This is a genomic window from Streptomyces sp. NPDC031274 (genome assembly GCF_055570235.1).
In genome coordinates, this window is record NZ_JBVIHP010000014.1 from 70,130 (window position 1) to 93,352 (window position 23,223).

Consider the following 23,223-nt stretch of genomic DNA (forward strand, 5'->3'; position numbering starts at 1 on the left):
AGATGGGGGCGGGGGGGGGGGAGGGAGGGGGAGGGGGCGGAGCTGGGTGGGTCGCCCTCCGGGGTCTAGTGGTTGGGGCCGTGGTCCCCCTCCCCCCCCCCCACTCCTTAGAACGCTCGTGGAGGGTCGATGGTTGCCTGCCCGGCCTTCCAGTTGGCCGCCCGCGCCGCTTACTTGGTCGCTTCGAGCGCCTCGCGCTGGAACGCGGCCAGGTCCTCGCAGCCGCCGACCGCGAGGTCGAGCAGCGCGTTCAGTTCCTTGCGGTCGAACGGCTCGGCCTCGGCGGTGCCCTGGACCTCGACGAAGCGGCCGTCGCCGGTGCAGACGACGTTCATGTCGGTGTCGGCCTTCACGTCCTCCTCGTAGCGCAGGTCGAGGAGCGGTACGCCGCCGACGATGCCGACGGAGACGGCGGAGACGGTGTCGGTGAGGGGCTTGCGTCCGGCCTTGATGATCTTCTTGCCCTGGGCCCAGGCGACGGCGTCGGCGAGCGCCACGTAGGCGCCGGTGATCGCGGCGGTGCGGGTGCCGCCGTCGGCCTGGAGGACGTCGCAGTCCAGGACGATGGTGTTCTCGCCGAGCGCCTTGTAGTCGATGACGGCGCGCAGGGAGCGGCCGATGAGGCGGGAGATCTCGTGGGTGCGGCCACCGATCTTGCCGCGTACGGATTCGCGGTCGCCGCGGGTGTTGGTGGAGCGCGGCAGCATCGAGTACTCGGCGGTGACCCAGCCTTCGCCGCTGCCCTTGCGCCAGCGCGGGACGCCTTCGGTGACGGAGGCGGTGCAGAAGACTTTGGTGTCTCCGAAGGAGATGAGGACGGATCCCTCGGCGTGCTTGCTCCAGCCGCGCTCGATGGTGATCGGGCGGAGCTGTTCGGGGGTGCGGCCGTCGATGCGGGGGGTGGAGGACATGCGGCTGACCCTATCGGCAGATGGCTGAGGGGCCTTATTCGCACACGGTTGCCATGTGGCTGCGCGCGGGTGCTGTGCGGCTGCCATGCGGGTGCCATGCGGCTGCCCGCGGGTGCCATGCGGCTGCCCGCGGGTGCCACGCGGTTGCCATGTGCCTGCGCGCGGCTGCCATGCGGCTCCCGCGGTCGGCGCATGGATGTCAGATGGCTGAGGGGCCCTTCCCGTTCCTCGGGAAGGGCCCCTCAGCGTCTGCGTTCAGCTGGGTCAGCTGCTCACATCAGGTCTTCGATGTCGGCGGCGATGGGGTCCGCGTCGGTGCCGATGACGACCTGGATCGCGGTGCCCATCCTGACGACGCCGTGCGCGCCCGCGGCCTTCAGCGCGGCGTCGTCGACGAGCTCCGGGTCGCGAACCTCGGTGCGGAGGCGGGTGATGCAGCCCTCGACCTCTTCGATGTTCTCGATGCCGCCGAGCCCGGCGACGATCTTCTCAGCCTTGGTGGCCATGGTGTTCTCCCTGTTCTTAAAGGACGCGGCCTCACCACACCGTAGGCCCGCTTTGTCACGGTAACGCACGGTTGGACCATCTTCGCGGGCGGTTACGGCACTCGTACCCAATGATGGCGATCAAGGTGCGATCCCTCATGCCATTCCTGCCGGGACGGCACCGTACTCGTTCCGCAACTGGTCTACACCAGTTTTCAACGACCGCCAAACCTGGCTTGTTCCGGAGGGGACGCCGATGAGTACCGACGCAGCAGCGGTGCCGCAGAGGAAGCCGCAGAAGAAGTGGTGGAGCGGCCTCTTCCAGGGTCTCCAGAAGATGGGCCGCAGCCTCCAGCTCCCCATCGCCGTCCTGCCTGCCGCGGGCATCCTCAACCGCCTCGGCCAGCCGGACGTCTTCGGCACCGACGGTCTCGGCTGGGACAACGTGGCCAAGGTCTTCGCCGCGGCGGGCGGTTCGCTCCTGGACTCCACTCTCGGCCTGCCCCTGCTGTTCTGCATCGGTGTCGCGATCGGCATGGCCAAGAAGTCGGACGGCTCCACGGCTCTCGCGGCGGTCGCGGGCTTCCTCGTCTACTACGCCGTACTGCGCGCCTTCCCCGACGACTGCCCCGCCGACACCACATTCGGTGGCGCGGGAATGTGGAGCGGCGTCTGCGTGGCGAAGGACGGAACGGTCGCGCAGGCGGCGTACCAGAACCCAGGAGTCTTCGGCGGCATCGTGATGGGCCTGCTCGCCGCGTGGTTCTGGCAGCGCTACCACCGCGTGAAGCTGGTCGACTGGCTCGGCTTCTTCAACGGCCGCCGTCTGGTGCCGATCATCATGGCCTTCGTCGGCCTGGTCTTCGCCGGTCTGTGCGTGTGGATCTGGCCGCCCATCGGTGACGCGCTGACCAGCTTCTCCAAGTGGCTCGTGGACCTGGGGTGGCTGGGCTCCGGGATCTTCGGTGTGGCCAACCGCGCGCTGCTCACGATCGGCCTGCACCAGTTCCTGAACACGTTCGTCTGGTTCCAGTTCGGCGACTTCACCAAGCCGGACGGCACGGTGGTCCACGGTGACATCAACCGCTTCCTCGCGGGCGATCCGACGGCCGGTCAGTTCACGTCGGGCTTCTTCCCGATCATGATGTTCGCGCTCCCCGCGGCGGCCCTCGCGATCACCCACGCGGCCCGCCCGGAGCGCCGCAAGGTGGTCGGCGGCATGATGCTCTCGGTCGGTCTGACGTCGTTCGTCACCGGCATCACCGAACCGATCGAGTACTCGTTCCTCTTCATCGCGCCACTGCTGTACGGGATCCACGCGGTCCTCACCGGTGTCTCCATGGCGGTGACGTGGGCGCTGGGGGTCAAGGACGGATTCAGCTTCTCGGCGGGTCTGATCGACTACGTCATCAACTGGAGTCTGGCGACCAAACCCTGGCTGATCATCCCGATCGGGCTTGCCTTCGCCGTCGTGTACTACGTGCTGTTCAGCTTCGTGATCCGCAAGTTCGACCTGCATACCCCCGGGCGAGAACCCGAGGAGGAAACGGAAGCCCAGGACGCGGAGCAGACGAAGGCTTAGCCGCCGTCAGGGATCGCCGCCACCGACCGGCCCGCAGCTAACCGGAAGACCCTCGGACGAAAGGTCCGGGGGTCTTTCCGCGTAAATTTCGCGTTATGGCGGACCCCACAAAACTCGTGGGTTCCTTACGTCACCTTCACCGTGCTACAACAGGTCTACACCACTTATTGGTGTAGACCACGCGGCCGTCCGCCGCGGCCCCCGGAGACGCCGCCGTCACCCACTTCCATGTCCCCAGGCGGCGCCTTGCCCCACTGGAGGAAGTTGTGTCCACGGCCAGTGCCGCCCCCGCGGCCGACAAGAAAAAGGGCGCCGGCGTGATGGCTGTCATGCAGCGCATCGGCCGCAGCCTGATGCTGCCGGTCGCCGTGCTGCCCGCCGGAGCACTCTTGGTCCGTCTGGGCCACGACGACATGCTCGGCAAGCCGTCCATGCCCGATTTCATCAACAAGATCGCCAGCTTCATGGCCGCCGGTGGCGGCGCGATCATGGACAACATGGCGCTGCTGTTCGCAGTGGGCATCGCCATCGGCTTCGCCAAGAAGTCTGACGGTTCCACGGCCCTGGCCGCCGTCACCGGCTACCTGGTCTTCAAGAACGTCCTCGCGACCTTCACCGACGGCAGCCTGCCGAAGGAAGAGACGGCCGTCGACGGCAAGATCGTGATGGCCGAGAAGGCGGTCGACGCCGGCGTACTCGGCGGTGTCGTGATGGGTATCGTCGTCGCCCTGATCTACCAGCGCTTCTACCGTACGAAGCTGCCCGACTGGGCCGGCTTCTTCGGCGGCCGCCGCCTGGTCCCGATCCTGTCCGCCTTCGCGGGCCTGTTCATAGGCATCATCTTCGGCTACATCTGGCCGGTCCTCGGCACGGGTCTGCACAACTTCGGTGAGTGGCTGGTCGGTTCGGGCGCCGTGGGCGCGGGCATCTTCGGCGTCGTCAACCGTGCGCTGATCCCGGTCGGCATGCACCACCTCCTGAACTCCTTCCCCTGGTTCCAGGCCGGTGACTACGAGGGCAAGCACGGCGACATCGCCCGCTTCCTCGAGGGCGACCCGACTGCGGGCCAGTTCATGACCGGCTTCTTCCCGATCATGATGTTCGCTCTTCCCGCGGCCTGCCTCGCGATCGTCCACTGCGCCCGCCCCGAGCGCCGCAAGGTCGTCGGCGGCATGATGTTCTCCCTTGCTGCCACCGCGTTCGTCACCGGCGTGACCGAGCCGATCGAGTTCACGTTCATGTTCATCGCCCCGGTCCTGTACGCGATCCACGCGGTGCTCACCGGTGTCTCCATGGCGCTGACCTGGGCGCTCGGCATGAAGGACGGCTTCGGCTTCTCCGCGGGATTCGTCGACTACGCCATCAACTTCGGCATCGCGAAGAACCCGCTGGGCCTGGCCTTGGTCGGCCTCTGCTTCGCGGTGCTCTACTACGTGGTCTTCCGCTTCGCCATCACCAAGTGGAACCTCCCGACGCCGGGCCGCGAGTCCGACGAGGAGCTCGCCGAGCTCCTGAAGGCCGAGTCGAAGTAGGTCTGTAGGTCTCAGCCTCACGCGCGTACCGAACAGAGCCCCGCACCGATGCGATCAACGGTGCGGGGCTCTCTCGTGTCACCAGGCGTTAGATCTCGTAGGACCGGCCTGACGTCGCCAGTTCGGCCGGGCCGTCGTACGCCGTCCGTGCGTCCGCCAGGTTCACCTCGGGGTCCGTCCACGGCGGGATGTGGGTCAGGAGGAGGCGTGCGGCCCTCGCGCGCTGGGCCGACTCGCCCGCCTCACGGCCGTTGAGGTGCAGGTCGGGGATGTCCTCCTTGCCGTGCGTGAAGGCCGCCTCGCAGAGGAACAGGTCGGTGTCGGCGGCCAGTTCGTCGAGCGCGCCGCACACACCCGTGTCTCCCGAGTACGTGAGGGACTTGCCCCCGTGCTCGATACGGATGCCGTACGCCTCGACGGGGTGGCACACCTTCTCCGTACGGACCGAGAAGGGGCCGATGTCGAACGAGGCCGGCTTGACGGTGTGGAAGTCGAAGACCTCGCTCATCGAGGAGGCCGAGGGGGTGTCGGCGTACGCGGTGGTCAGGCGCTGTTCCGTGCCCTCGGGTCCGTAGACCGGGATGGGGGCGCAGCGACCGCCTTCGTGCCGGTAGTAGCGCGCCACGAAATAGGCGCACATGTCGATGCAGTGGTCGGCGTGCAGATGACTGAGGAAAATCGCGTCCAGGTCGTACAGACCGATATGGCGCTGCAACTCGCCCAGGGCACCATTGCCCATGTCGAGAAGCAGCCGGAAGCCGTCGGCCTCGACGAGGTAGCTCGAACAGGCCGAGTCCGCGGACGGAAACGACCCCGAGCAGCCGACGACGGTGAGCTTCATGGAGCGGAAACCTCCGGGGGCGAAACGGGGGTTGTGCGGGGGCCTTGCGGGGGCTCTCGAAAGGGCCTGCGAGCGGCTCTTCGAGGAGTTCTGCGGTCCGTCGAGCGTAAGGCGCAAAAGTGCCGGTAGCTCCTCCACCGTGGGCCGTTGTGGGAGAACTCACCTGCTCTGTCACCGGTTCGGGGGGCGCGCGGGGCGGGGAGCGCGCCGGTACGGTCTGCGGTATGGATACGTCATGGTGGCTCGCGCTGGCCGCTGTGGTGGTGCTCGCTGTGGTCGCCTCGGTGGTCGACGGCTGGGGCCGCGGCAGCCGCGGACCGCGGGGGCGGACCACCCGGCCGCCGGGTCGGCCGCGCGGCCCGCGACGGCGGTCGCCCGCGCCGAAGCCCGCGGAGATCTGGTGGGCGCGGGTGCCGTACGAGGACGGTCCGGGTGACAAGGACCGGCCCTGTCTCGTCCTGTCCGTGCGGGGAGAGACCGCGGCCGTCGCGAAGATCACCAGCAAGTACCACGACGAGCGTCCCGGGGTGATTCCGCTGCCGCCCGGGTCGGTGGGGGACGCGCGGGGGCGGCCCAGCTTTCTGGAGACCGGCGAGCTGCGGGACGTTCCGGTGCGGGAGTTCCGCAGGCGGGCGGGGATCGTGGATCCGGCGTTGTGGGATCAAGTACGGCACTTGGCGCGGTGAGCGAGCGGCTGTACGTCAGAACGCCGGACGGGCTGAGTGATCACTCAGCCCGTCCGGCGTTCAGTGTTTCAGCCCGTCCGGCGTTCAGTGATCTCAGCGCGTCCGGCGTTCAATGTTTTCAGCCCGTCCGGCGTTTGCGGACGAACTCGGCGGAGCCGGTGATCGTGATCGTCCGGTACTGCCCGGCGCCTAAGCCCACAGCTGGCCCTGCAGCGTCTCGATCGCCGCTTCCGTCGTCTCCGCCGTGTAGACGCCGGTCGACAGGTACTTCCAGCCGCCGTCGGCGACCACGAAGACGATGTCGGCGGACTCCCCCGCAGCCACCGCCTTCTTGCCCACGCCGATCGCCGCGTGCAGCGCGGCGCCGGTGGAGACCCCGGCGAAGATCCCCTCCTGCTGGAGGAGCTCACGGGTCCGCGTCACCGCGTCCGCCGAGCCGACCGAGAAGCGGGTCGTCAGGACCGACGCGTCGTACAGCTCCGGGACGAAGCCCTCGTCCAGGTTCCGCAGGCCGTACACGAGGTCGTCGTAGCGGGGTTCCGCCGCGACGATCTTGATGTCCGGCTTCTGCTCGCGCAGGAAGCGGCCCACGCCCATCAGCGTGCCCGTCGTGCCGAGGCCCGCTACGAAGTGGGTGACGGAGGGGAGGTCCGTGAGGATCTCCGGGCCGGTCGTCGCGTAGTGCGCGCCCGCGTTGTCCGGGTTCCCGTACTGGTAGAGCATCACCCAGTCCGGGTGCTCGGCCGCCAGCTCCTTGGCGACGCGTACCGCCGTGTTGGAGCCGCCCGCCGCCGGGGACGGGATGATCTCCGCGCCCCACATGGCGAGGAGCTCACGCCGCTCCTGCGAGGTGTTCTCCGGCATGACGCAGACGATGCGGTAGCCCTTGAGCTTGGCCGCCATCGCCAGGGAGATGCCCGTGTTGCCGGACGTCGGCTCCAGGATCGTGCAGCCGGGCGTCAACCGGCCGTCCTTCTCCGCCTGTTCGACCATGTGCAGTGCCGGGCGGTCCTTGATGGAACCGGTCGGGTTCCGGTCCTCCAGCTTCGCCCAGATGCGGACGTCGTCGGACAGATAGAGCTCGGCCAGGCGCGGCAGGCGGACGAGGGGCGTGTTGCCCACGGCCGCCAGCGGGGAGTCGTAGCGAGGCATCCGCGATCAGACCATGCCGCCGGCCACGGCCGGGAGGATCGTGACGTTGTCGCCGTCCGTGAGCTTGGTGGTGATGCCGTCCAGGAAGCGGACGTCCTCGTCGTTCAGGTACACGTTCACGAAGCGGCGCAGCTTGCCGTCGTCCACGATGCGCTCGGCGATGCCCGCGTGCCGCGAGTCGAGGTCGGTGAAGAGCTCGGCGAGGGTGTCCCCGCTGCCCTCGACGGCCTTGGCGCCGTCGGTGTAGGTGCGGAGGATGGTCGGGATGCGGACCTCGATGGCCATGGCTGGGGGCTCCTGTCGGAAGAAGTCACGTGGGTGGGCGCGCGGCGGCCCGGTCTTGCGAGTGCGTAAGTGCGGGTGCGTAAGGCGTTACGCGGGGGTGGCGCCGCGGCTCACGGCCGTACGGCGGCGGCTGTCAGCGCGAACAGATCGCACTGGAAAGCCTGCACAAATCGACGTGCAGACGCGCAACGAGCAGCATGCCCGGCATCTTGTCGCTCACGTCGTGGGGAACCATGCGGTCATCGTATCGATTCCCGGTCCGGGTTCTGGAATGTGATCTCGAATGGTGGACGGATTGCGTCCATCACCTGGATGAGGGGAGCTTCGGGGCGGCTGAGGGCAGGTAGGTGACCGTCGGTGCGCCCGTGGCCGGGTGCACCGCCACCTCCGCCGTCACTCCGTACACGTCGGCGAGGAGTTCGCTGGTCAGGACCTCTTTCGGCGGCCCTGACGCGACAAGACGGCCGGCGTCGAGAACGTACAGACGATCGCAGTAGTACGCCGCCAGATTGAGGTCGTGCAAGGCCAGGAGATTCGTCGTGCCGAGATCGCGGACCAGGGAGAGGATCTCCAGTTGGTAGCGGATGTCCAGGTGGTTGGTGGGCTCGTCGAGCACGAGGACCGCGGGCTCCTGCACCAGGGCCCTCGCCACGAGGGCGCGCTGGCGCTCGCCGCCGGAGAGTCCGGCGAAGGCGCGGTGCGCGAGGTCGGCCGCGCCGACCCGTTCCAGGGCGTCGCCGACCAGGACGGCGTCCCGCGCGGTGTCCGCCTCCCAGAAGCGCTTGTGCGGGGAGCGGCCCATGGCGACGATCTGCCGGACGGTGAGCTCGAAGCCGGTGTGGCCGTCCTGCGGGACGGTGGCGATACGGCGGGCGCGGTCCTTGGCCGAGCGGGCCGCGAGGTCGTCGCCGTCCAGGAGTACGCGGCCTGTGGTGGGGGCGAGGGTGCCGTAGACGCAGCGCAGGAGGGTGGTCTTGCCGCTGCCGTTGGGGCCCACGAGACCGACGGTCTCGCCTTGGGGGGCGTGGAGGGTGACGTCGTTCACGAGGGTCTTGTCACCTGTGCGGTAGGTGAGGGACTCGGTGCTGAGGGTCGCCGCGGGGTGGGTCGAGTGGCTCATGCGGTTGCCTCCGTACGGTTTCTGCGCAGCATCCACAGGAAGAACGGGCCGCCCGTCAGCGCCGTCAGGACGCCCACCGGGATGTCCTGCGGCGCCGCGACCGTGCGCGCGGCGAGGTCGGCGGTCACCAGGAACACCGCGCCCATCAGGGCCACCACCGGCAGGAGCGCCCGGTGCGCGGCGCCGACCAGCATCCGGGCCGCGTGCGGCACCATCAGGCCGACGAAACCGATGGCCCCGCTGTAGGCGACGAGCACGCCGGTCAGGAGCGAGGCGAGGACGAAGACCCCGGCGCGGAAGCGGGCCGTGTCCAGGCCCAGGACGGTGGCGCCCTCCTCGCCGACCAGGAGCAGGTCCAGGGGGCGGGCCAGGGCCACGAGCAGCGCCGTGCCCGCGATCAGGGCGGCGCCGGGCAGGGCGAGCATGTCCCAGCGGGCGCTGCCGAGGCCGCCGAGCGTCCAGTACAGGACTTCCTTCAGGTGGTCCGCGCTGTCGGCCATGATCAGGATCAGGCTGGTCAGGGCGGAGAGGACGTACGAGACGGCCACGCCCGCCAGGATCAGGCGGCCTGTGGCGAAGCCGCCGCCGGACCTTGCCAGGGTGTAGACGACCAGCAGGGAGAGCAGGGCGCCCGCGAAGGCCGCGGCCGGGATGGTGACCGTGGTGGCCAGGCCCGCGCCCATGCCGAAGGCGCTGCCCAGGACGATGACGGCGACGGCTCCGGCGGAGGCGCCGGAGGAGACCCCGAGGAGGAAGGGGTCGGCCAGGGGGTTTCTCACCAGGGCCTGGAGGACTGTGCCGATGACCGCCAGACCCGCGCCCACGGCTGCGCCGAGCAGGACCCTGGGGAGTCGTACGTCCAGGACGATCGTGCGGAAGGGGGAGGGTTCTGCGCCTCCGGTGAGGATCGTCAGGACCTCTGAGGCGGGGATACGGACGGAGCCCAGGGCGAGGCCCGCCACGACCGCCGCCGCGAGGGCCACCAGCAGCGCTGCGACGACCGTGCCGTAGCGGAGTCTCTTCCCCGCCCCGGGCTGGTCGCCGTCCCTCACCGGCTTCGCCGAGTCCGCCGAGTCCGTCGAGTTCTCCGAGTCCGCTGAATCCGTCGAATTCGCCGAGTCCGCCCTCGAACGCCGGACGGGCTGAAGGACGGAAAGCCCCTTCACAGCTGGTCCGCCAGCTTGCTCACCGCTCCCGGGGCCCGCACCCCCACCACCGCGTCCGAGAGCGGCAGGACCGCGAAGCTCTTGTTCTTGACGGCGGGGACATCGGAGAGGACCGGGTCGTCCAGGAGGCGCTTCTTCTTCTGGGCGACGGTCGTGCCGCCGTAGTCGAGGATCACGATCGTCTCGGGCTTGCGGTCGACCACCGACTCCCAGGACGCGTCACCGAAGGACTTGTCCAGGTCGGCGAAGACGTTGCGGCCGCCCGCCCGCTCGATGATGTCGTTGCCGATGCCCCGGCCGCCCGCCGTGAACGCGGTCTTGTCGCCGCTGTCGTAGACGAAGACCGGGACGGGCTCGCGGTCCTTCGACTTCTTCGCCGCGTCCGCCAGTTCGCGCTCGGCGCCGCTCACCCACCGGTCGGCGCGCGCCCGTACCCCGAAGGTGGAGCCGACCTCCCGCACCTCGCGGTAGACGTCGCCCATGGTCACGGCCTTCTTCGCGCAGCCCTCGACGTTCAGGCGGCTCTCGGTGCCGGACTTCGCCAGGGCCTCGCGGCTGCGGCCCTCGCCCGCCAGGAAGGCGCTCGCGTAGCCGCCGTAGACGAAGTCAGGGTTCGCCGCCAGGAGCTTCTCGTACGAGGGGTACTCCTTGGCGAGGACCGGAGTGTCCGCGTAGGCCTTCGCGTACTTCGGCAGGACCTTGTCGTCGAGGTACGCCGTCCCGGCCAGGCGGTCCTTCAGGCCCAGTTCCAGCATCACCTCCGTCGCGTGCTGGTTCATCGTCACGGCGCGCTTCGGGGGTGCTTCGTACGTCGTCCTCACACCGCAGTTCGTGACCGTGTACGGGAAACCGGCGGTCTTCGCGGCGGGCTTGTCCGCAGCGGGGTCCGCGGCGGACGAGCAGGCGGCGAGCGGGACGAGCAGGGCCGCGGCTACGAGCACGCGTATGGGGCGGGGCATGGCTGAGCGCCTCCTCCAGGGGATTCCGCGTCCCCTGCGTCGTGGGAGAAGAAGGCGGCAGGTCAGTTCCTGACTGCCCCGCCCGCGGAGGGTGGGGTCACAGTGGCGGGACCGTGCCGGATTCGCACCGGCTTCCTGGGTCCTGCCGCCTCAAGGTGAGCTCAGTATGCCTGGACGACCTTCACCTCTTCTTCGGTGACCTCGCCCTCCACGATCCGGAAGGAGCGGAACTGGAAGTCGCCCGCGTCGTCGGCGTCGGCCGTGGAGACCAGGACGTAGTGGGCGCCCGGCTCGTTCGCGTAACTGATGTCCGTGCGCGAGGGGTACGCCTCGGTGGCCGTGTGCGAGTGGTAGACGATCACCGGCTCCTCGTCGCGGTCGTCCATCTCGCGGTAGAGCTTGAGGAGGTCGGTCGAGTCGAACTCGTAGAACGTGGGCGAGCGGGCCGCGTTCAGCATCGGGATGAAGCGTTCCGGGCGGCCGGTGCCCTCCGGGCCCGCGACCACACCGCAGGCCTCGTCGGGGTGGTCCTGGCGCGCGTGCGCGACGATCTGGTCGTGGAGGGCCTGGGTCAGGGTCAGCATGGCAGCCAGGATAAGCAGAAGGGCCGGTCCGTACCGAAGAGTGGTACGGACCGGTCCACATACTGGGATCAGGTGCCGATCAGGCGGTGATCAGGTGCTGCTCAGGTGCTGCTCAGATACTGCTCGGGCGGTGCTCAGGCACCGCTCAGACGGCGATCAGGACTTGACCGCGTCCTTCTGTCCCGCCTCGCCGCCACCCGTCGGCCGCGTGTCGTTGCGCTTCTGCATGACCAGGTAGCCGACGCCCAGGATGAGCGCCCACACCGGAGCCGCGTAGAGCGAGATCCGCGCGTCCTTGTCGATGCCCATCATCACGATGACCATGCCGATGAAGGCGAGGGCGAACCAGCTCGTGTACGGGGCGCCGGGCGCCCGGAAGGTGGACTGCGGCAGCTCGCCGCGGTCGGCCTTGCGGCGGTACTTGATCTGGCAGACCAGGATCATGATCCAGGCCCACATGCCGGAGATGGTCGCGAAGGAGACGACGTAGTTGAACGCCTCGCCCGGCCACTGGTAGTTGATCCAGACGCCGACCAGCATCAGCGCGGCGGAGAAGGTGGTGCCGACAAGGGGCAGGCCGTTCTTCGTGAGCTTGGTGAAGAACTTCGGGCCCTGGCCGTTCATCGCCAGGTCGCGCAGCATGCGGCCGGTGGAGTACATGCCGGAGTTGCAGGAGGACAGCGCGGCCGTCAGGACGACGAAGTTGACGATCGCGGCGCCGACGCCGAGGCCCATCTTGTCGAAGGCGGCGACGAACGGCGAGACGCCCGGCACGAACTCCGTCCACGGCACGACCGAGAGGATCATGATGAGCGCGCCGACGTAGAAGACGGCGATGCGCCACGGCACGGTGTTGATGGCCTTGGGCAGGACGGTCTTCGGGTCCTTGGACTCGCCCGCGGTGACGCCGACGAGCTCGACGGCGAGGAAGGCGAACATCACGATCTGCAGCGTCATCAGCGTGGAGCCGATGCCGTTGGGGAAGAAGCCGCCCTGGTCCCACAGGTGGGACACGGAGGCGGTGTCACCGGCGTCGGAGAAGCCGATGGTGAGGATGCCGACGCAGATCAGGATCATGCCGATGATCGCGGTGACCTTCACCATCGAGAACCAGAACTCGAGCTCACCGAAGAGCTTCACGGAGATCAGGTTGGCGCCGTAGAGGATGACCGTGAAGATCAGCGCGTATCCCCATTGAGGGATGGTGTCGTGTGTCCAGTACTGCATGTACTGGGCGGCCGCCGTGACTTCCGTGATGCCGGTGACGACCCAGAAGAGCCAGTACGTCCAGCCGGTCACGTACCCGAAGAACGGGCCGATGAATTCACGCGCGTACTCCGAGAAGGAGCCCGACACGGCGCGGTACATGAGCAGCTCGCCCAGGGCCCGCATGATGAAGAAGATGACGAGGCCCGCGATGGCGTACGCCAGGATGAGGCTCGGTCCGGCCTTGTGAATGGCCTTGCCCGCGCCGAGGAACAGGCCGGTGCCGATGGCACCGCCGATCGCGATCATCTGGATCTGCCGGGCGCCTAGCCCGCGCTGATAACCCTCGCCTGACGAGCCGGGCGCACCGCCCGTGCCGTCGGCCTCATTGCCGTCGTGATGCTCTTCGACCTGCGCTGAGGTCATGGTGACGCCTTTCTCCACGCTGATCCGTGCCCCGCAGACTGCGTATGGCCACGGGTCAGGTCCTGATCCCCCCGGATATGGATGGAGTGCTACCGGCGGTCTGCCGGCCCGAGCGCCACCCCGTGACATGGGTGGCGTCACCGAGTGGTCGTGAAGATTTATCACGGTCGCAACAGTGATCGGCGGGGCCGTGTGTGGCTCACGTCACGAGAAGAAGCGGACAAAATTCCCCCGCTGCGCCAAAGGTGGCCAGCGGAGTGACGCGATCGTTATCCGGATTTGAGCGTCCGATGAGCGAACGTGGGGTAACCGCTGCCCCATACACCGACTTTGCGGAAGTCACGGTGTGACTTCTAACCGATGAGCGTGCCCACCAGCGTCTCCTGCAGGCCGCCGAGCCAGAGGTAGGCCATCACCATCGGCTTGCGCGGGTCGGAGTCCGGCAGCTGGAAGAGCAGGTCCGTGTCGTCCTCGTCGGTCACTTCGAGGCGGGCGCCGATCGCGAGGCGCAGGTCGTTGAGCGCGCCGAGCCAGTGCTGCGACTCGTCGGTGGACAGCTTCAGGACGGCGCCGCCCTCGCCCTTCGACGTCATGGTGTCGAGGGAGCGGATCACCACCAGGGCGTCGTCGCGCTTCTTGGCCCGCAGGTCGTTCTCGGTGAAGCGCCTGAACTCCGACGAGTACGCGCGCAGTTCGTCCTCATCGGCCTTCTCGCTGCCGGGGCCGCCGTACGCGTCCGGCAGGAGCCGCTGGAGGACCGGGTCGGTGGGCGGCTCGCTCGGGCCCTCGGCGAACAGCTCCGCGAGGGGGTCGTCGGAGGCGTCCTCGGCCGGTCCTGGGCCGATCAGCTCCAGGAGCTGCACGGCGAGGGACCGGATGATCGAGATCTCGACCTCGTCGAGCGCGACGGCCGCGCCGCCCCCGGGAATGGCTTCGAATTGTCCTGGCATCAGATACGTCGCTACTTCCGGTCCTGCTGGAGGGTGGCCCAGAGGCCGTACCCGTGCATGGCCTGTACGTCGCGCTCCATCTCCTCGCGGGAGCCGGTGGAGACGACGGCCCGGCCCTTCTGGTGCACGTCCATCATCAACTTCGTGGCCTTCTCCTTCGAGTACCCGAAGTAGGACTGGAACACGTAGGCCACGTAACTCATCAAGTTGACCGGGTCGTTGTGGACGAGCGTGATCCATGGGACATCCGGCTCCGGTACGGCGAAGGTCTCTTCGGCCGATTCGGGGCGGGTGATCTCTGCGGGAACAGTGCAGCGGGCGGAGCCCATCCTTGGAGGGGCGGTGGCGGGAGACGGGCAGGACGTACTCACCTGGCCCATGCTGCCACTCACAGGGGGTGCTCGCACAAATGGACTCAGGAAATCGTCAGAGTGACGAGATGCGGGGTAGCATCCTTCGTATGAACACAGCGGACCTTGGGCTGCCGGTGGATGTTCCGTCGACCGCGCTCTTCACGGATCACTACGAGCTCACGATGCTGCAGGCCGCCCTGAAGGCCGGCACCGCCGATCGGCGCTCCGTCTTCGAGGCCTTCACGCGCAGACTGCCCGAGGGGCGCCGCTACGGAGTGGTGGCCGGAACCGGCCGGGTCCTCGACGCCGTCGAGAACTTCCGCTTCGACGCCGACGTCATCGGATTCCTGCGCGAGCGCCGTGTCGTGGACGAGGCGACTCTGGAGTGGCTCGCGGCGTACCGCTTCAGCGGCGACATCTGGGGTTACCCGGAGGGCGAGGTCTACTTCCCGGGCTCGCCGATCCTGCGCGTCGAGGGCTCCTTCGCGGAGTGCGTGCTCCTGGAGACGGTGATCCTCTCCATCCTCAACCACGACTCGGCGATCGCGGCCGCCGCTTCCCGGATGGCATCGGCCGCCGGGGAGCGCCCGCTGATCGAGATGGGCGCCCGGCGTACGCACGAGCTGGCCGCCGTCGCCGCGTCGCGCGCCGCGTACGTCGGCGGCTTCACCACCACGTCCGACCTGGCGGCCGGGTTCCGCTACGACATCCCCACGGTCGGCACGTCGGCCCACGCCTTCACCCTCCTGCACGACAACGAACGCGACGCCTTCCAGGCCCAGGTCGACTCGCTCGGCCCCGGCACGACCCTGCTCGTCGACACGTACGACGTGACCCAGGCCGTCCGCACCGCCGTCGAGGTCGCCGGGCCCGAGCTGGGCGCCGTGCGCATCGACTCCGGTGACCTGCTCCTGGTCGCGCACCGGGTGCGTCAGCAGCTGGACGAGCTCGGCGCCACGAAGACGAAGATCGTCGTGACCTCCGACCTCGACGAGTACGCCATCGCCTCGCTCGCCGCGGCGCCCGTGGACGCGTACGGCGTGGGCACGCAGCTCGTCACCGGGTCCGGGCACCCGACCTGCTCGATGGTCTACAAGCTGGTGGCCCGCGCGCACTCGGCGGACCCGAAGGCCCCGCTCGAGCCGGTGGCCAAGAAGTCCCTCGGCGCCAAATCGTCCGTGGGCGGACGCAAGTGGGCCGCCCGGCGGCCCGACGAGCACGGGGTCGCCGAGGCCGAGGTGATCGGCACGGGCTCGGTGCCGGTGGAGCTCGCCGACCACCAGCTCCTCGTCGAGCTGGTCAAGGGCGGTGAGGTGGTGGCGCGCGAGCCGCTCGACACCGTGCGCGACCGGCACGCGGCGGCGCGGGAGCGGCTTCCGCTGTCGGCGACGCAGCTGTCCAAGGGCGAGGCGGTCATCCCGACGGAGTACGTCTGACCCGGCGGGGTACGTCTGACCCGGCGGGATGCGTCTGAGCCGACGGAGTACATCTGACCCGGCAGGATGCGTCTGACCTGGCGGAACGCGCCTGCCCGCCGGGTTACGTCCGATTGTGCGCCGGAGCGCGACGGAGGGCGCTCGAACGCCTACTCCCGCAATGCGTTCCAAGTCTCTACGCTCGGTTCATCCGGCCGAGCCCCCCACACCTACGAGTCTTTGCCGAACCGAAGGACACCCGATGCGCCGCGCACTGATCGTCGTCGATGTGCAGAACGACTTCTGCGAGGGCGGCAGCCTCGCGGTCTCCGGGGGAGCCGATGTGGCCGCCGCGATCACCGAGCTGATCGGGCAGGCTCCCGCGGGCTACCGGCACGTGGTGGCCACCCGCGATCACCACATCGATCCGGGGGACCACTTCTCGGACCAGCCTGACTTCGTCCACTCCTGGCCCCCGCACTGCGTGGCGGGCACGGAGGGGGGCGGGTTCCACCCGAACTTCGCGCCGGTCGTCGCGTCCGGGGCGATCGACGCGGTCTTCGACAAGGGGGCCCACTCGGCCGCCTACAGCGGGTTCGAGGGCAGCGACGAGAACGACGTCACGCTGGCGGACTGGCTGCGGGAGCGGAAGATCACCGAGGTGGACGTGGTGGGGATCGCCACGGACCACTGCGTGCGCGCCACGGCGCTCGACGCGGCGCGGGAGGGCTTCGGCACGACGGTCCTGCTCGACCTGACCGCCGGCGTCTCCAAGGAGACGACGGAGCGGACCCTGGAGGAGCTGCGGGCAGCCGGAGTGGAGCTGACGGGCAAGCCGGTGGTCTAGAGCCCCGTAGGGGGCGCGGGGCTGTGCCGCGTAGGGGGGCTCGGGGCTATGCCCTGTCAGGGGGGCTCGGGGCTATGTCCCGTCAGGTGGGGGCTCGGGGCCGCCTTGCCCTGTCAGGGGCTCGGAGCTAGGCCCCGTCAGGGGCGCGGGGGCTCTGCCCCGTCAGGGGGCTCGGAGCTAGGCCCCGTCAGGGGCGCGGGGAACTGCGCGACCAGCCCCCACCGGCCCGCAGGTCCATCACAGCGACGCACGGGGCCCACCCAGAGCCGCAGAGCCCGCAGAGCCCGCAGAGCCCGCAGAGCCACAGCCGCAGGCGCAGAGCGCCCCTCACACGCCCGAAGGGCTGGCCTCCGGCCGGCCGGCGGGTCTCTGGCGCTTCAGCGCCCTTATCGGGTGCCACAACTCGTCCCTGCCGTCCGGCGCCGTACGCCATATCAGCCCGTCCGGGTGATGCAGGACCGCCGTGATCTCGTCCGGCGTCGGCGGCTCGGCGTTGCCCCGGAGATAGACGGCGCGCATGCCCAGATTCCGCAGACGCGTCAGCGCCCTGGCGCGGTTCATCGCATGGACGATCATCCGGACATCGCCGCCGCCCATGACCGGGCTCGGCAGGGTCAAGGCCACCACCACACTGCCGTTCGGCAGCTTGCTGAAACCTCCTGCGGACATGGCTGATCACACCCCCGTGAGACGTCGCACGGGGCCCCTGGCCGGACCCCGTGTCAATAAGCAATCCACAGGACGCACCTAAACACGATCGGCCGCCGCCCGCTAGAGGGCGACGGCCGATCATGGCTTGACCTGCGGAAATGCTAATTACTTCTTGGAGGGGCCCACCTGGACCGTGATCGAAGAGCCATCCTTCGGCTGCTTGACGATCTTGATCTGGGTGTTGGTGTCAGCGACCTTGACACTTCCCGTGCCGTTCTCCTTGTACCAGTAGGTGCCCTTGTGATCGTCGAAGACCGGGACACCCTTCTGGGACTTGATCTTCAGCGCGACGTCCGCGTTGTGGAGCGTGAACTTGTCCGTCGCGTACTTGCTGAAGGGCGCGTCGAACGGCTGGATCTTGTTCCGCAGCAGGGTGCCGTCCGCCCACTTGAGCGGCTTGGCGTGCGCGTCCACCGGAAGGATCAGACCCTCGCCGGGGTGCGCGCTGGTGTTGTTGTCCTTCTGCGAGGTGTCCCACTGCCAGACCATCAGGCCGGTCTGGTACGCGTAGTGCTCCACCCAGTCCGGACGCGACTTGGAGAAGCCGAAGTTGTACGGGCCGTTCTCCAGGGTCTTGTCGTACGACACGTACTGCCGGTTCTCGGCGAGGTAGTACTGGTCGTACTTCTTGGTGAAGGACTCGCCGATGCGCGAAAAGCCCTTCGCCGTCCAGCCGTTGTCGCCGCCCTCGGCGCCGTCCTCGAAGAGCTTGGCGCCATCCGCGGTGACCGCGAGCGCGTCGGCCGTGAAGCCCTTGCCGCCCGCGCCGCCGTCCGTCGAGTAACGGAAGCGGACGTCGATCTTCTTGCCGGCGTAGGCGTCGAGCGGGAACGCGAGCTTCTTGTACGCACCCGAGACACCGGTCAACGCGGGCTTGTCACCGGCGTCGCGCGGGATGGGCTTGCCGTCCGCGGTGCCGTCCACCGGCGTCCAGTTGGCGCCGCCGTCCGTCGAGACCTCGGTGTAGAGGTAGTCGTAGTTGGCCTCGATGTCCCACCAACCGTCCAGCGAGAGCTCGGCCTTGGACTTGCCGGTCAGGTCGACCGAGCGCGTCAGGGTGTTCTTGAGGTCGTCACCCTGGTCGCTCCACCACTGCTTGGAGCCCTCGGTGGGCTTGGTGACCGTGGTGGTGACGGCCTTCTTGGGCAGGTCGACGACGAGCGCCTGGCGGTGGCGCGTGTTGTACTCCGAGACGCCGAGTTTGTGCTCGGACGTCGTCGCAGCCTTGGCCTTGGCGTAGTCGAGCCAGCCCAGCTGGAACTTGTCCCACGCGGTCATGTCACCGGGCAGGTCACCGATGGCGTTCTTGCCGGTGCCGAGCCAGGATCCCGCCGACATCAGCGACCAGAAGCCGACCGAGTTCTCGCCCTTGCCCGAGGTGTCGTACAGGTCGGGCAGGCCCAGGTCGTGGCCGTACTCGTGGGCGAAGACGCCGAGTCCGCCGTTCTCCGGCTGCATCGTGTAGTCGCCGACCCAGATGCCCGAGTCGCCGATCTGCGTGCCGCCCGCCTTGTTGTCGGCAGGTCCCGTGTTGCCCGCGTCGTTGCCGTACGCGTACCAGCGGTGCGCCCAGAGGGCGTTGGTGCCCTCGGCGCCGCCGCCCGCCGACTCGTCCTCGCCCGCGTGCACGATCTGGAAGTGGTCGATGTAGCCGTCCGGCTCGTTGAAGTCGCCGTCGCCGTCGAAGTCGTAGCGGTCCCAGAGGTCGTACTTGGCGAGGTCCGCCTTGATCTGGGCGTCCGTGCGGCCCTGTGCCTTCTGGTCCTTGCTCCAGGAGGTCACGCCGTCCTTGACCGCGTCCCAGACGTTGGGGCAGTTGGTGTCGCCGCAGTAGTTGGAGCCGTACCGCGCCTCGTTGTAGTCGACCTTGACCCAGTCGGAGACCTCGCCGTCGACCGAGTAGCGGCCGGACGAGGTCTTCTCGTAGTAGGTCTTCAGGGACTCCTTGGTCTTGCCCTTGGCGTCCTTGCCCTTCCCGAAGTACAGGTCCTGGAAGTGCTTCTGGTTGTAGTCCTTCTGCCAGGCCGTGCTGTTGTCCTTCGCACGGTCCGGCTCGGCTATCTTGTTGTGCGCCGGTCCCGCCTTGCCCCCGTACTTCTTGACGGGCGGCTCGGGGCCGTCCGCCCCGTCGGGGTCGTACATGGTGGTGTCGTCCACCTTGTCCCCGAACTCCACCAGGATCGTGAAGATCTTGTCGGTCTTCTCCCGGCCGAGCTCGACGTACTTCTTGTCGTCGAGCTTCACGACCTGGGAGCCGCCGCGCTTCTGCACCTTGGCGTCACCCGCGACGACCTGCTGAAGCGCCGCCTTGCGCTGCTGCGCCTGCTGCTTGCTGAAGGGCCCGTCGAGGTCGTGGTCGACCTGCGCCTTGGCCCTGCTCGGGTCCTGCCGGTCGATGGCGGGAGCTCCGGTCGCCCCGCCGTCCTCGGCGGATGCCGTGGCTGCCGAGAACGTGGCGGCTGCCGCGGCCATCGCCACGGCAGCCGCGGTGGCTCTGAACGTCCGTCTTCTGACTGTCACTTGATGCTGTCCTCCCCCGCGTCCGCGCGAAGGCGGGCCGAGAGCCCCGGTCGGAGGAGGTCCGCGCGCGATACGCGTCACAAGTGACGACATTCGACCGGAGATACGGGAGAAAAGACAGACCTTGACTTGAACAGGCCAAGTGCACTATGCAGGCCTGGAGGTCCGCTATCCGAACGCGTGCACCCACCGCTCGGCATGGTCAACAGGCGCGCCCCACCGTCCACTTGGTGGACGTCATGAACCCGTGCGCCCCCCGTGCTGCCGCACCGTGGGTTAGGTCACGCTTACTGCCCGTTCCCGTCGGGCATGCAGCGGATTAGAGTCATTCGTCGGTGCGCCACAGTGCGAGGCGGCACATATCAAGCCGCCGCAGCCGAGCACCCTTTGATTCGCGTTACAGCTTCATATTGGGCTCGACCACCCCCGCATCCGCTTCCCCGAGGACGGATTACGCCATGCCTCGTCCCATGTCGCTGCCTCGCCCCACCCCTGCTCAGGTCACCTATGGCACGCTGACCGTCATTTTCTCCACGCTCGCCATGCTGCTGCTCTCCCAGACGAGTTCGGGCGTCGGTGTCGCGGTGATAGCCGTCGCCGCGCTCGGCCTCGGATTACTCGTGGCCATGACGGTTCCCCAACCGAAACCCGCAGCCTCACCGGCCGCGGAGGCCGCCCCCGTCCCACCGGCGGCCGAGAGGCGCGTTCCTCTCCAGCGGACCGCCACTCCCGTGCTCGCCGAGCCCCTGCACGGGCCGACGGGCCCGTGAGGATCACGAGCCCGCCGATTCCACCGCTGCTACCGCTGCTACCGCTTCTACCGCCGCACCTGTTGCCGCCGCGGTAGCCGTAACCTCTGCCGTCAGCCGGTGCTGACCACCACCGTCTTGGCAGCCTTGTCGTGCAGGCCCTGCTTGTAGGGCTTGTCGAAGAAACTCCAGCCGCCGCAGATCGCTGTCCAGATGCAGGCACAGCAGAAGGCGAACGGCAGCCAGAGCACGGCCGCGCGGACGAGCGCGGTCTGCGTGGTCGGGGTCGCCCCGTCATTGAGGTTCGCGACCCTCAGCCCCAGCCACTTCTTGCCCAGGGTCTGGCCCGTCTTGGAGATCATGAAGGTGTCGTACGCGATGTAGAGCACGGCGGCGAGCAGCGACTGCCCGAAGCTCTTCCCGTACTGGACCTTGTCCGGGTCGACGTCGAACTCGCTCGTGCCGAAGGCCCAGGAGAGCAGCCAGACGATCACGCCGATGATGATCATGTCGAGAATGCGGGCGAGTACGCGCTTGCCGCTCGGTGCCAGGGGCGGCATACCGGCGAGGGGGTCACCGGCGCCGCCGTAGGGATCCCCGCCTCCGCTTCCGCCGTACGGCGGGGGTGGCGGGGGCGTGCCGTACGGGGAGCCGCCGCCGTCCTGCGGGGGCGTGCCGTAGGGAGAGCCGCCGCCGCCCTGCGGGGGCGTGCCGTAAGGAGAGCCGCCGCCGCTGTCCTGCGGGGGCTGCTTCCTGAAGGGGTCGTTGTCGTCGGGGGGCGGCGGGTATTGCGGCGGTTCGGTACTCATGGTGCGAGTCGACCGCGAGTGGGCCGGGGGCGCATCCGGCGAGCGGCTGTCCGGGTTAAAGGGGACTCTCTCCCAGGCCCCGCCCCTTCCCGGCTGTATCGATCGCCGGACGGGCTGGATTTCCAGCCCGTCCGGCGATCGAGGACGAACTCGGCGAAGCCGGTGATGGCGGTGCCTAAGGCCCAGGGGCCAGCTACCCCGCCACAAACGTTCCCGCAGCCTTGTCGTGCCAGCACTGCCGCCACGGCCTGTCGAACACGCACCACAGGACCCCGACGATCCCGATGACCAGGACCCCCGGCACCACATAGACGAGCCACCGCTTCAACGCGGCCCCGAACGTCGGCGTCTCGTGCTCCTCCATGTCCCTCACCTGGAGGCCGAAGACCTTCTTCCCCAGCGTCCGGCCCCACTTGGCCGTGGGCAGCACCTCATAGAGGACGCCGAAGAGGAGCAGCACGGCCAGGACCATCCCGAGGTAGCCCGCCGTGGTGCCGTCGAGCAGCCATACGGTGACCTTCTCGCCGGACATCTTCGCCGCGTCGATCTTGCTGTCGACGTGATCGGCGGCCTTCGTGCCGAGCGGCAGCGCCGCGGCCCCGGTCACGGCCACGAGGAGGACCGTGTCGATGAGCCGCGCGGCGAACCGCTTGCCGAGCCCCGCGGGCCGCCCCGCCGCCTGGTTCTGCGCCATGGCGAGGAACGGGTCGTTGGCCACCGGCTTCCACGGCACCACGGGCTGCTGCTGCCCGTCCCCCTCGGCGAGCTGGTGCACCTGCTGCGCCCACGAGGGCGAGCCGCCGCCGGGCCCCGAGGTCATGGGCGAGACCGACCCGGCCGGCGCACCGCCCTGCTGAGGAACGGACGGCTGAGCAGGAGCAGGGGCGGGTGCGGGTGCGGGTGCGGGTGCGGGCGTCGGCGCGGGCGCCGCGGCCTGGGGAGGTACGGAGGTCTGCGGCGGCGCCGGAGTCCGCTCCGCCGTACCGGACGACTTCGGGCGCAGCGCCCGGATCGCCATGGTGCCTTCGGTGGCGGGCGAGGCCGCGGTGGGGCGCACCGGCCCGGCGGGCCTGCGGAACGTCACCGTGCCCTCCGCCGACGGCTGCTCCTGCTTGGGCGGCGTACTTGACGGCGTACCTGACCCGCCCGGCTTGATCGCGCGGATCTGCACGGTGCCGGGGCCGTTCGTCTCCGGGGAAGGAGAGGGAGAGGGAGAGGAGTTGGCGGAGGGGGTGTCCGCCGGGGTCGACGCACCCCGCACCCGAGGATCGCGCGGATCGCGCGGCTCCCCCGCCCCCGGAGCACTCGGCTGCTCGGGCCCACCCCACGAGACCCGCTGCTCCTGCTCGCCACCGAGCCCCGCCTGCCGGGCCGAGTCCGCCTGCCACGCGGAGGCAGGTTCGGGCCTGGCACCGTGCTGCGAGGCGTCGGCGTCAGCGGCGCTGCCCGCCACCAAGGGCTCTTCGTCGAAGAAGTGCGGACCGGTCTCCTCCGCGGGCAGGGACGCGCGCGTGGACGCGGGCAAGGACGCGGGCGCGGAGGCGGACGCGGGCGCCGATCCCGGAGGCGCGGGGAGCGACTCTCCGTCCGTCGGAGCGGGACGGCTTGTCCCGGGCACCCAGGCCGCGCCGTTCCAGTACCGGACATATCCGGGAATGGACGGATCGGGGTAGTAGCCTTCGCGGGGCCTGTCGTCGCCTGGGGCCGGAGTTGGGGCGCTCATGTCCGTCGTCCCGTATCTGCTCGGGGGTCTTTTTGAGGCTCCACATCTATCAGACCTGTGCGTCCCCCTGTGCGAGTCCTGCCCCACAGACCACTTTCCGGGCACAGTTCGGCCTCGTACGGAGAAAGTTTCAAAAACCCGCGTAACGCTCCGCCCCCGCCGCGCTCTCTCCTTGCACGGACCCGCTCCAGGGCCCTGAACAAGGAAGGAA

The 23,223-nt window shown here is 68.9% G+C and carries 23 protein-coding genes and 1 riboswitch; of the genes, 6 read left to right on the forward strand and 17 right to left on the reverse strand.

Annotated elements, in window-relative coordinates; all coding sequences use genetic code 11:
* Window positions 1-170: 170 nt before the first annotated feature.
* Both rph and ACZ5CR_RS22735 read right to left on the reverse strand, forming a co-directional pair.
* Window positions 171-911 carry a ribonuclease PH gene (gene rph, locus ACZ5CR_RS22730; protein ID WP_468860086.1) on the reverse strand — a complete coding sequence of 247 codons (741 nt, stop codon included), beginning with the start codon at window positions 909-911 and terminating at the stop codon, window positions 171-173.
* A 272-nt stretch (window positions 912-1,183) separates the two neighbouring features.
* Window positions 1,184-1,417 carry a PTS sugar transporter subunit IIB gene (locus tag ACZ5CR_RS22735; RefSeq protein ID WP_468860088.1) on the reverse strand — a complete coding sequence of 78 codons (234 nt, stop codon included), beginning with the start codon at window positions 1,415-1,417 and terminating at the stop codon, window positions 1,184-1,186.
* A 235-nt stretch (window positions 1,418-1,652) separates the two neighbouring features.
* Between ACZ5CR_RS22735 and ACZ5CR_RS22740 the strand changes: the two genes are divergently transcribed.
* Both ACZ5CR_RS22740 and ACZ5CR_RS22745 read left to right on the forward strand, forming a co-directional pair.
* Entirely contained in the window at window positions 1,653-2,978 is a 1,326-nt protein-coding gene (locus ACZ5CR_RS22740) for a PTS transporter subunit EIIC (RefSeq protein ID WP_468860090.1), read from the forward strand.
* A gap of 266 nt (window positions 2,979-3,244) precedes the next feature.
* Window positions 3,245-4,510: a PTS transporter subunit EIIC gene (locus ACZ5CR_RS22745; RefSeq protein WP_468860092.1), complete on the forward strand. Its 1,266-nt coding sequence runs from the start codon at window positions 3,245-3,247 to the stop codon at window positions 4,508-4,510.
* Between the two features lie 88 nt (window positions 4,511-4,598).
* Here the strand turns inward: ACZ5CR_RS22745 and ACZ5CR_RS22750 are convergent, their stop codons facing one another.
* Window positions 4,599-5,351: an MBL fold metallo-hydrolase gene (locus ACZ5CR_RS22750; RefSeq protein WP_468860094.1), complete on the reverse strand. Its 753-nt coding sequence runs from the start codon at window positions 5,349-5,351 to the stop codon at window positions 4,599-4,601.
* A gap of 224 nt (window positions 5,352-5,575) precedes the next feature.
* Here ACZ5CR_RS22750 and ACZ5CR_RS22755 point away from each other — a divergent pair, with 224 nt between their 5' ends.
* Window positions 5,576-6,037: a type II toxin-antitoxin system PemK/MazF family toxin gene (locus ACZ5CR_RS22755; protein ID WP_468860096.1), complete on the forward strand. Its 462-nt coding sequence runs from the start codon at window positions 5,576-5,578 to the stop codon at window positions 6,035-6,037.
* Window positions 6,038-6,226: 189 nt separating this feature from the next.
* Here the strand turns inward: ACZ5CR_RS22755 and ACZ5CR_RS22760 are convergent, their stop codons facing one another.
* The 10 genes from ACZ5CR_RS22760 to clpS form a co-directional block, all read right to left on the reverse strand.
* Window positions 6,227-7,189 (reverse strand): PLP-dependent cysteine synthase family protein, encoded by a 963-nt coding sequence (locus ACZ5CR_RS22760; protein ID WP_468860098.1) that lies wholly within the window; start codon window positions 7,187-7,189, stop codon window positions 6,227-6,229.
* Window positions 7,190-7,195: 6 nt separating this feature from the next.
* Window positions 7,196-7,474, reverse strand: coding sequence for a MoaD/ThiS family protein (locus ACZ5CR_RS22765; RefSeq protein WP_468860100.1), 279 nt, complete (start codon window positions 7,472-7,474; stop codon window positions 7,196-7,198).
* Between the two features lie 133 nt (window positions 7,475-7,607).
* Window positions 7,608-7,709 carry a putative leader peptide gene (locus ACZ5CR_RS22770; protein ID WP_336605789.1) on the reverse strand — a complete coding sequence of 34 codons (102 nt, stop codon included), beginning with the start codon at window positions 7,707-7,709 and terminating at the stop codon, window positions 7,608-7,610.
* 69 nt (window positions 7,710-7,778) lie between these two features.
* Window positions 7,779-8,594, reverse strand: a complete 816-nt coding sequence (locus ACZ5CR_RS22775) for an ABC transporter ATP-binding protein (protein ID WP_468860102.1) — start codon at window positions 8,592-8,594, stop codon at window positions 7,779-7,781.
* Window positions 8,591-9,646, reverse strand: a complete 1,056-nt coding sequence (locus ACZ5CR_RS22780) for a FecCD family ABC transporter permease (RefSeq protein ID WP_468860325.1) — start codon at window positions 9,644-9,646, stop codon at window positions 8,591-8,593. The genes ACZ5CR_RS22775 and ACZ5CR_RS22780 overlap by 4 nt, the downstream gene beginning before the upstream one ends.
* 110 nt (window positions 9,647-9,756) lie before the next feature.
* Window positions 9,757-10,719, reverse strand: a complete 963-nt coding sequence (locus tag ACZ5CR_RS22785; protein ID WP_468860104.1) for an ABC transporter substrate-binding protein — start codon at window positions 10,717-10,719, stop codon at window positions 9,757-9,759.
* Window positions 10,720-10,762: 43 nt separating this feature from the next.
* Window positions 10,763-10,880: riboswitch (cobalamin riboswitch) on the reverse strand.
* Window positions 10,881-11,303, reverse strand: coding sequence for a M67 family metallopeptidase (locus ACZ5CR_RS22790; RefSeq protein WP_468860106.1), 423 nt, complete (start codon window positions 11,301-11,303; stop codon window positions 10,881-10,883).
* A 156-nt stretch (window positions 11,304-11,459) separates the two neighbouring features.
* On the reverse strand, window positions 11,460-12,935 hold the full coding sequence (locus tag ACZ5CR_RS22795) for an amino acid permease (protein WP_468860108.1): 1,476 nt from the start codon (window positions 12,933-12,935) through the stop codon (window positions 11,460-11,462).
* A gap of 353 nt (window positions 12,936-13,288) precedes the next feature.
* Entirely contained in the window at window positions 13,289-13,885 is a 597-nt protein-coding gene (locus tag ACZ5CR_RS22800) for a DUF2017 domain-containing protein (protein ID WP_468860109.1), read from the reverse strand.
* Between the two features lie 11 nt (window positions 13,886-13,896).
* Complete coding sequence (gene clpS / locus ACZ5CR_RS22805; RefSeq protein WP_468860327.1) at window positions 13,897-14,214, reverse strand: ATP-dependent Clp protease adapter ClpS; 318 nt, start codon at window positions 14,212-14,214, stop codon at window positions 13,897-13,899.
* Window positions 14,215-14,345: 131 nt separating this feature from the next.
* On the opposite strand from clpS, the gene ACZ5CR_RS22810 reads away from it, so the two are divergent.
* On the forward strand, window positions 14,346-15,674 hold the full coding sequence (locus ACZ5CR_RS22810; protein ID WP_468860111.1) for a nicotinate phosphoribosyltransferase: 1,329 nt from the start codon (window positions 14,346-14,348) through the stop codon (window positions 15,672-15,674).
* A 241-nt stretch (window positions 15,675-15,915) separates the two neighbouring features.
* On the forward strand, window positions 15,916-16,500 hold the full coding sequence (locus ACZ5CR_RS22815) for a nicotinamidase (protein ID WP_468860113.1): 585 nt from the start codon (window positions 15,916-15,918) through the stop codon (window positions 16,498-16,500).
* Window positions 16,501-16,827: 327 nt separating this feature from the next.
* On the opposite strand, the gene ACZ5CR_RS22820 is transcribed toward ACZ5CR_RS22815, so the two are convergent.
* Together ACZ5CR_RS22820 and ACZ5CR_RS22825 are read right to left on the reverse strand one after the other, a co-directional pair.
* On the reverse strand, window positions 16,828-17,169 hold the full coding sequence (locus ACZ5CR_RS22820) for a hypothetical protein (protein WP_468860115.1): 342 nt from the start codon (window positions 17,167-17,169) through the stop codon (window positions 16,828-16,830).
* Window positions 17,170-17,316: 147 nt separating this feature from the next.
* Window positions 17,317-19,731 carry an immune inhibitor A domain-containing protein gene (locus ACZ5CR_RS22825; protein WP_468860117.1) on the reverse strand — a complete coding sequence of 805 codons (2,415 nt, stop codon included), beginning with the start codon at window positions 19,729-19,731 and terminating at the stop codon, window positions 17,317-17,319.
* A 476-nt stretch (window positions 19,732-20,207) separates the two neighbouring features.
* Here ACZ5CR_RS22825 and ACZ5CR_RS22830 point away from each other — a divergent pair, with 476 nt between their 5' ends.
* The gene (locus ACZ5CR_RS22830) at window positions 20,208-20,501 is read left to right on the forward strand and encodes a hypothetical protein (RefSeq protein WP_468860329.1); all 294 of its coding nucleotides are present in this window, start codon (window positions 20,208-20,210) and stop codon (window positions 20,499-20,501) included.
* 92 nt (window positions 20,502-20,593) lie between these two features.
* On the opposite strand, the gene ACZ5CR_RS22835 is transcribed toward ACZ5CR_RS22830, so the two are convergent.
* A complete protein-coding gene (locus ACZ5CR_RS22835) occupies window positions 20,594-21,289 on the reverse strand; it encodes an RDD family protein (protein WP_468860119.1) in 696 nt (231 codons plus the stop codon).
* 193 nt (window positions 21,290-21,482) lie between these two features.
* Window positions 21,483-23,012: an RDD family protein gene (locus tag ACZ5CR_RS22840; RefSeq protein ID WP_468860121.1), complete on the reverse strand. Its 1,530-nt coding sequence runs from the start codon at window positions 23,010-23,012 to the stop codon at window positions 21,483-21,485.
* Window positions 23,013-23,223: the final 211 nt, after the last annotated feature.

What these genes read in the sequence shown, in the direction of transcription:
- ACZ5CR_RS22760 (WP_468860098.1), bottom strand. Translation starts at nt 7,189, where the DNA reads ATGCCTCGCTACGACTCCCCGCTGGCGGCCGTGGGCAACACGCCCCTC.
- rph (WP_468860086.1), bottom strand. Translation starts at nt 911, where the DNA reads ATGTCCTCCACCCCCCGCATCGACGGCCGCACCCCCGAACAGCTCCGC.
- ACZ5CR_RS22810 (WP_468860111.1), top strand. Translation starts at nt 14,346, where the DNA reads ATGAACACAGCGGACCTTGGGCTGCCGGTGGATGTTCCGTCGACCGCG.
- ACZ5CR_RS22815 (WP_468860113.1), top strand. Translation starts at nt 15,916, where the DNA reads ATGCGCCGCGCACTGATCGTCGTCGATGTGCAGAACGACTTCTGCGAG.
- ACZ5CR_RS22790 (WP_468860106.1), bottom strand. Translation starts at nt 11,303, where the DNA reads ATGCTGACCCTGACCCAGGCCCTCCACGACCAGATCGTCGCGCACGCG.
- ACZ5CR_RS22740 (WP_468860090.1), top strand. Translation starts at nt 1,653, where the DNA reads ATGAGTACCGACGCAGCAGCGGTGCCGCAGAGGAAGCCGCAGAAGAAG.
- ACZ5CR_RS22765 (WP_468860100.1), bottom strand. Translation starts at nt 7,474, where the DNA reads ATGGCCATCGAGGTCCGCATCCCGACCATCCTCCGCACCTACACCGAC.
- ACZ5CR_RS22835 (WP_468860119.1), bottom strand. Translation starts at nt 21,289, where the DNA reads ATGAGTACCGAACCGCCGCAATACCCGCCGCCCCCCGACGACAACGAC.
- ACZ5CR_RS22785 (WP_468860104.1), bottom strand. Translation starts at nt 10,719, where the DNA reads ATGCCCCGCCCCATACGCGTGCTCGTAGCCGCGGCCCTGCTCGTCCCG.
- ACZ5CR_RS22755 (WP_468860096.1), top strand. Translation starts at nt 5,576, where the DNA reads ATGGATACGTCATGGTGGCTCGCGCTGGCCGCTGTGGTGGTGCTCGCT.
- ACZ5CR_RS22770 (WP_336605789.1), bottom strand. Translation starts at nt 7,709, where the DNA reads ATGGTTCCCCACGACGTGAGCGACAAGATGCCGGGCATGCTGCTCGTT.
- clpS (WP_468860327.1), bottom strand. Translation starts at nt 14,214, where the DNA reads ATGGGCTCCGCCCGCTGCACTGTTCCCGCAGAGATCACCCGCCCCGAA.
- ACZ5CR_RS22800 (WP_468860109.1), bottom strand. Translation starts at nt 13,885, where the DNA reads ATGCCAGGACAATTCGAAGCCATTCCCGGGGGCGGCGCGGCCGTCGCG.
- ACZ5CR_RS22735 (WP_468860088.1), bottom strand. Translation starts at nt 1,417, where the DNA reads ATGGCCACCAAGGCTGAGAAGATCGTCGCCGGGCTCGGCGGCATCGAG.
- ACZ5CR_RS22775 (WP_468860102.1), bottom strand. Translation starts at nt 8,594, where the DNA reads ATGAGCCACTCGACCCACCCCGCGGCGACCCTCAGCACCGAGTCCCTC.
- ACZ5CR_RS22750 (WP_468860094.1), bottom strand. Translation starts at nt 5,351, where the DNA reads ATGAAGCTCACCGTCGTCGGCTGCTCGGGGTCGTTTCCGTCCGCGGAC.
- ACZ5CR_RS22795 (WP_468860108.1), bottom strand. Translation starts at nt 12,935, where the DNA reads ATGACCTCAGCGCAGGTCGAAGAGCATCACGACGGCAATGAGGCCGAC.
- ACZ5CR_RS22820 (WP_468860115.1), bottom strand. Translation starts at nt 17,169, where the DNA reads ATGTCCGCAGGAGGTTTCAGCAAGCTGCCGAACGGCAGTGTGGTGGTG.
- ACZ5CR_RS22840 (WP_468860121.1), bottom strand. Translation starts at nt 23,012, where the DNA reads ATGAGCGCCCCAACTCCGGCCCCAGGCGACGACAGGCCCCGCGAAGGC.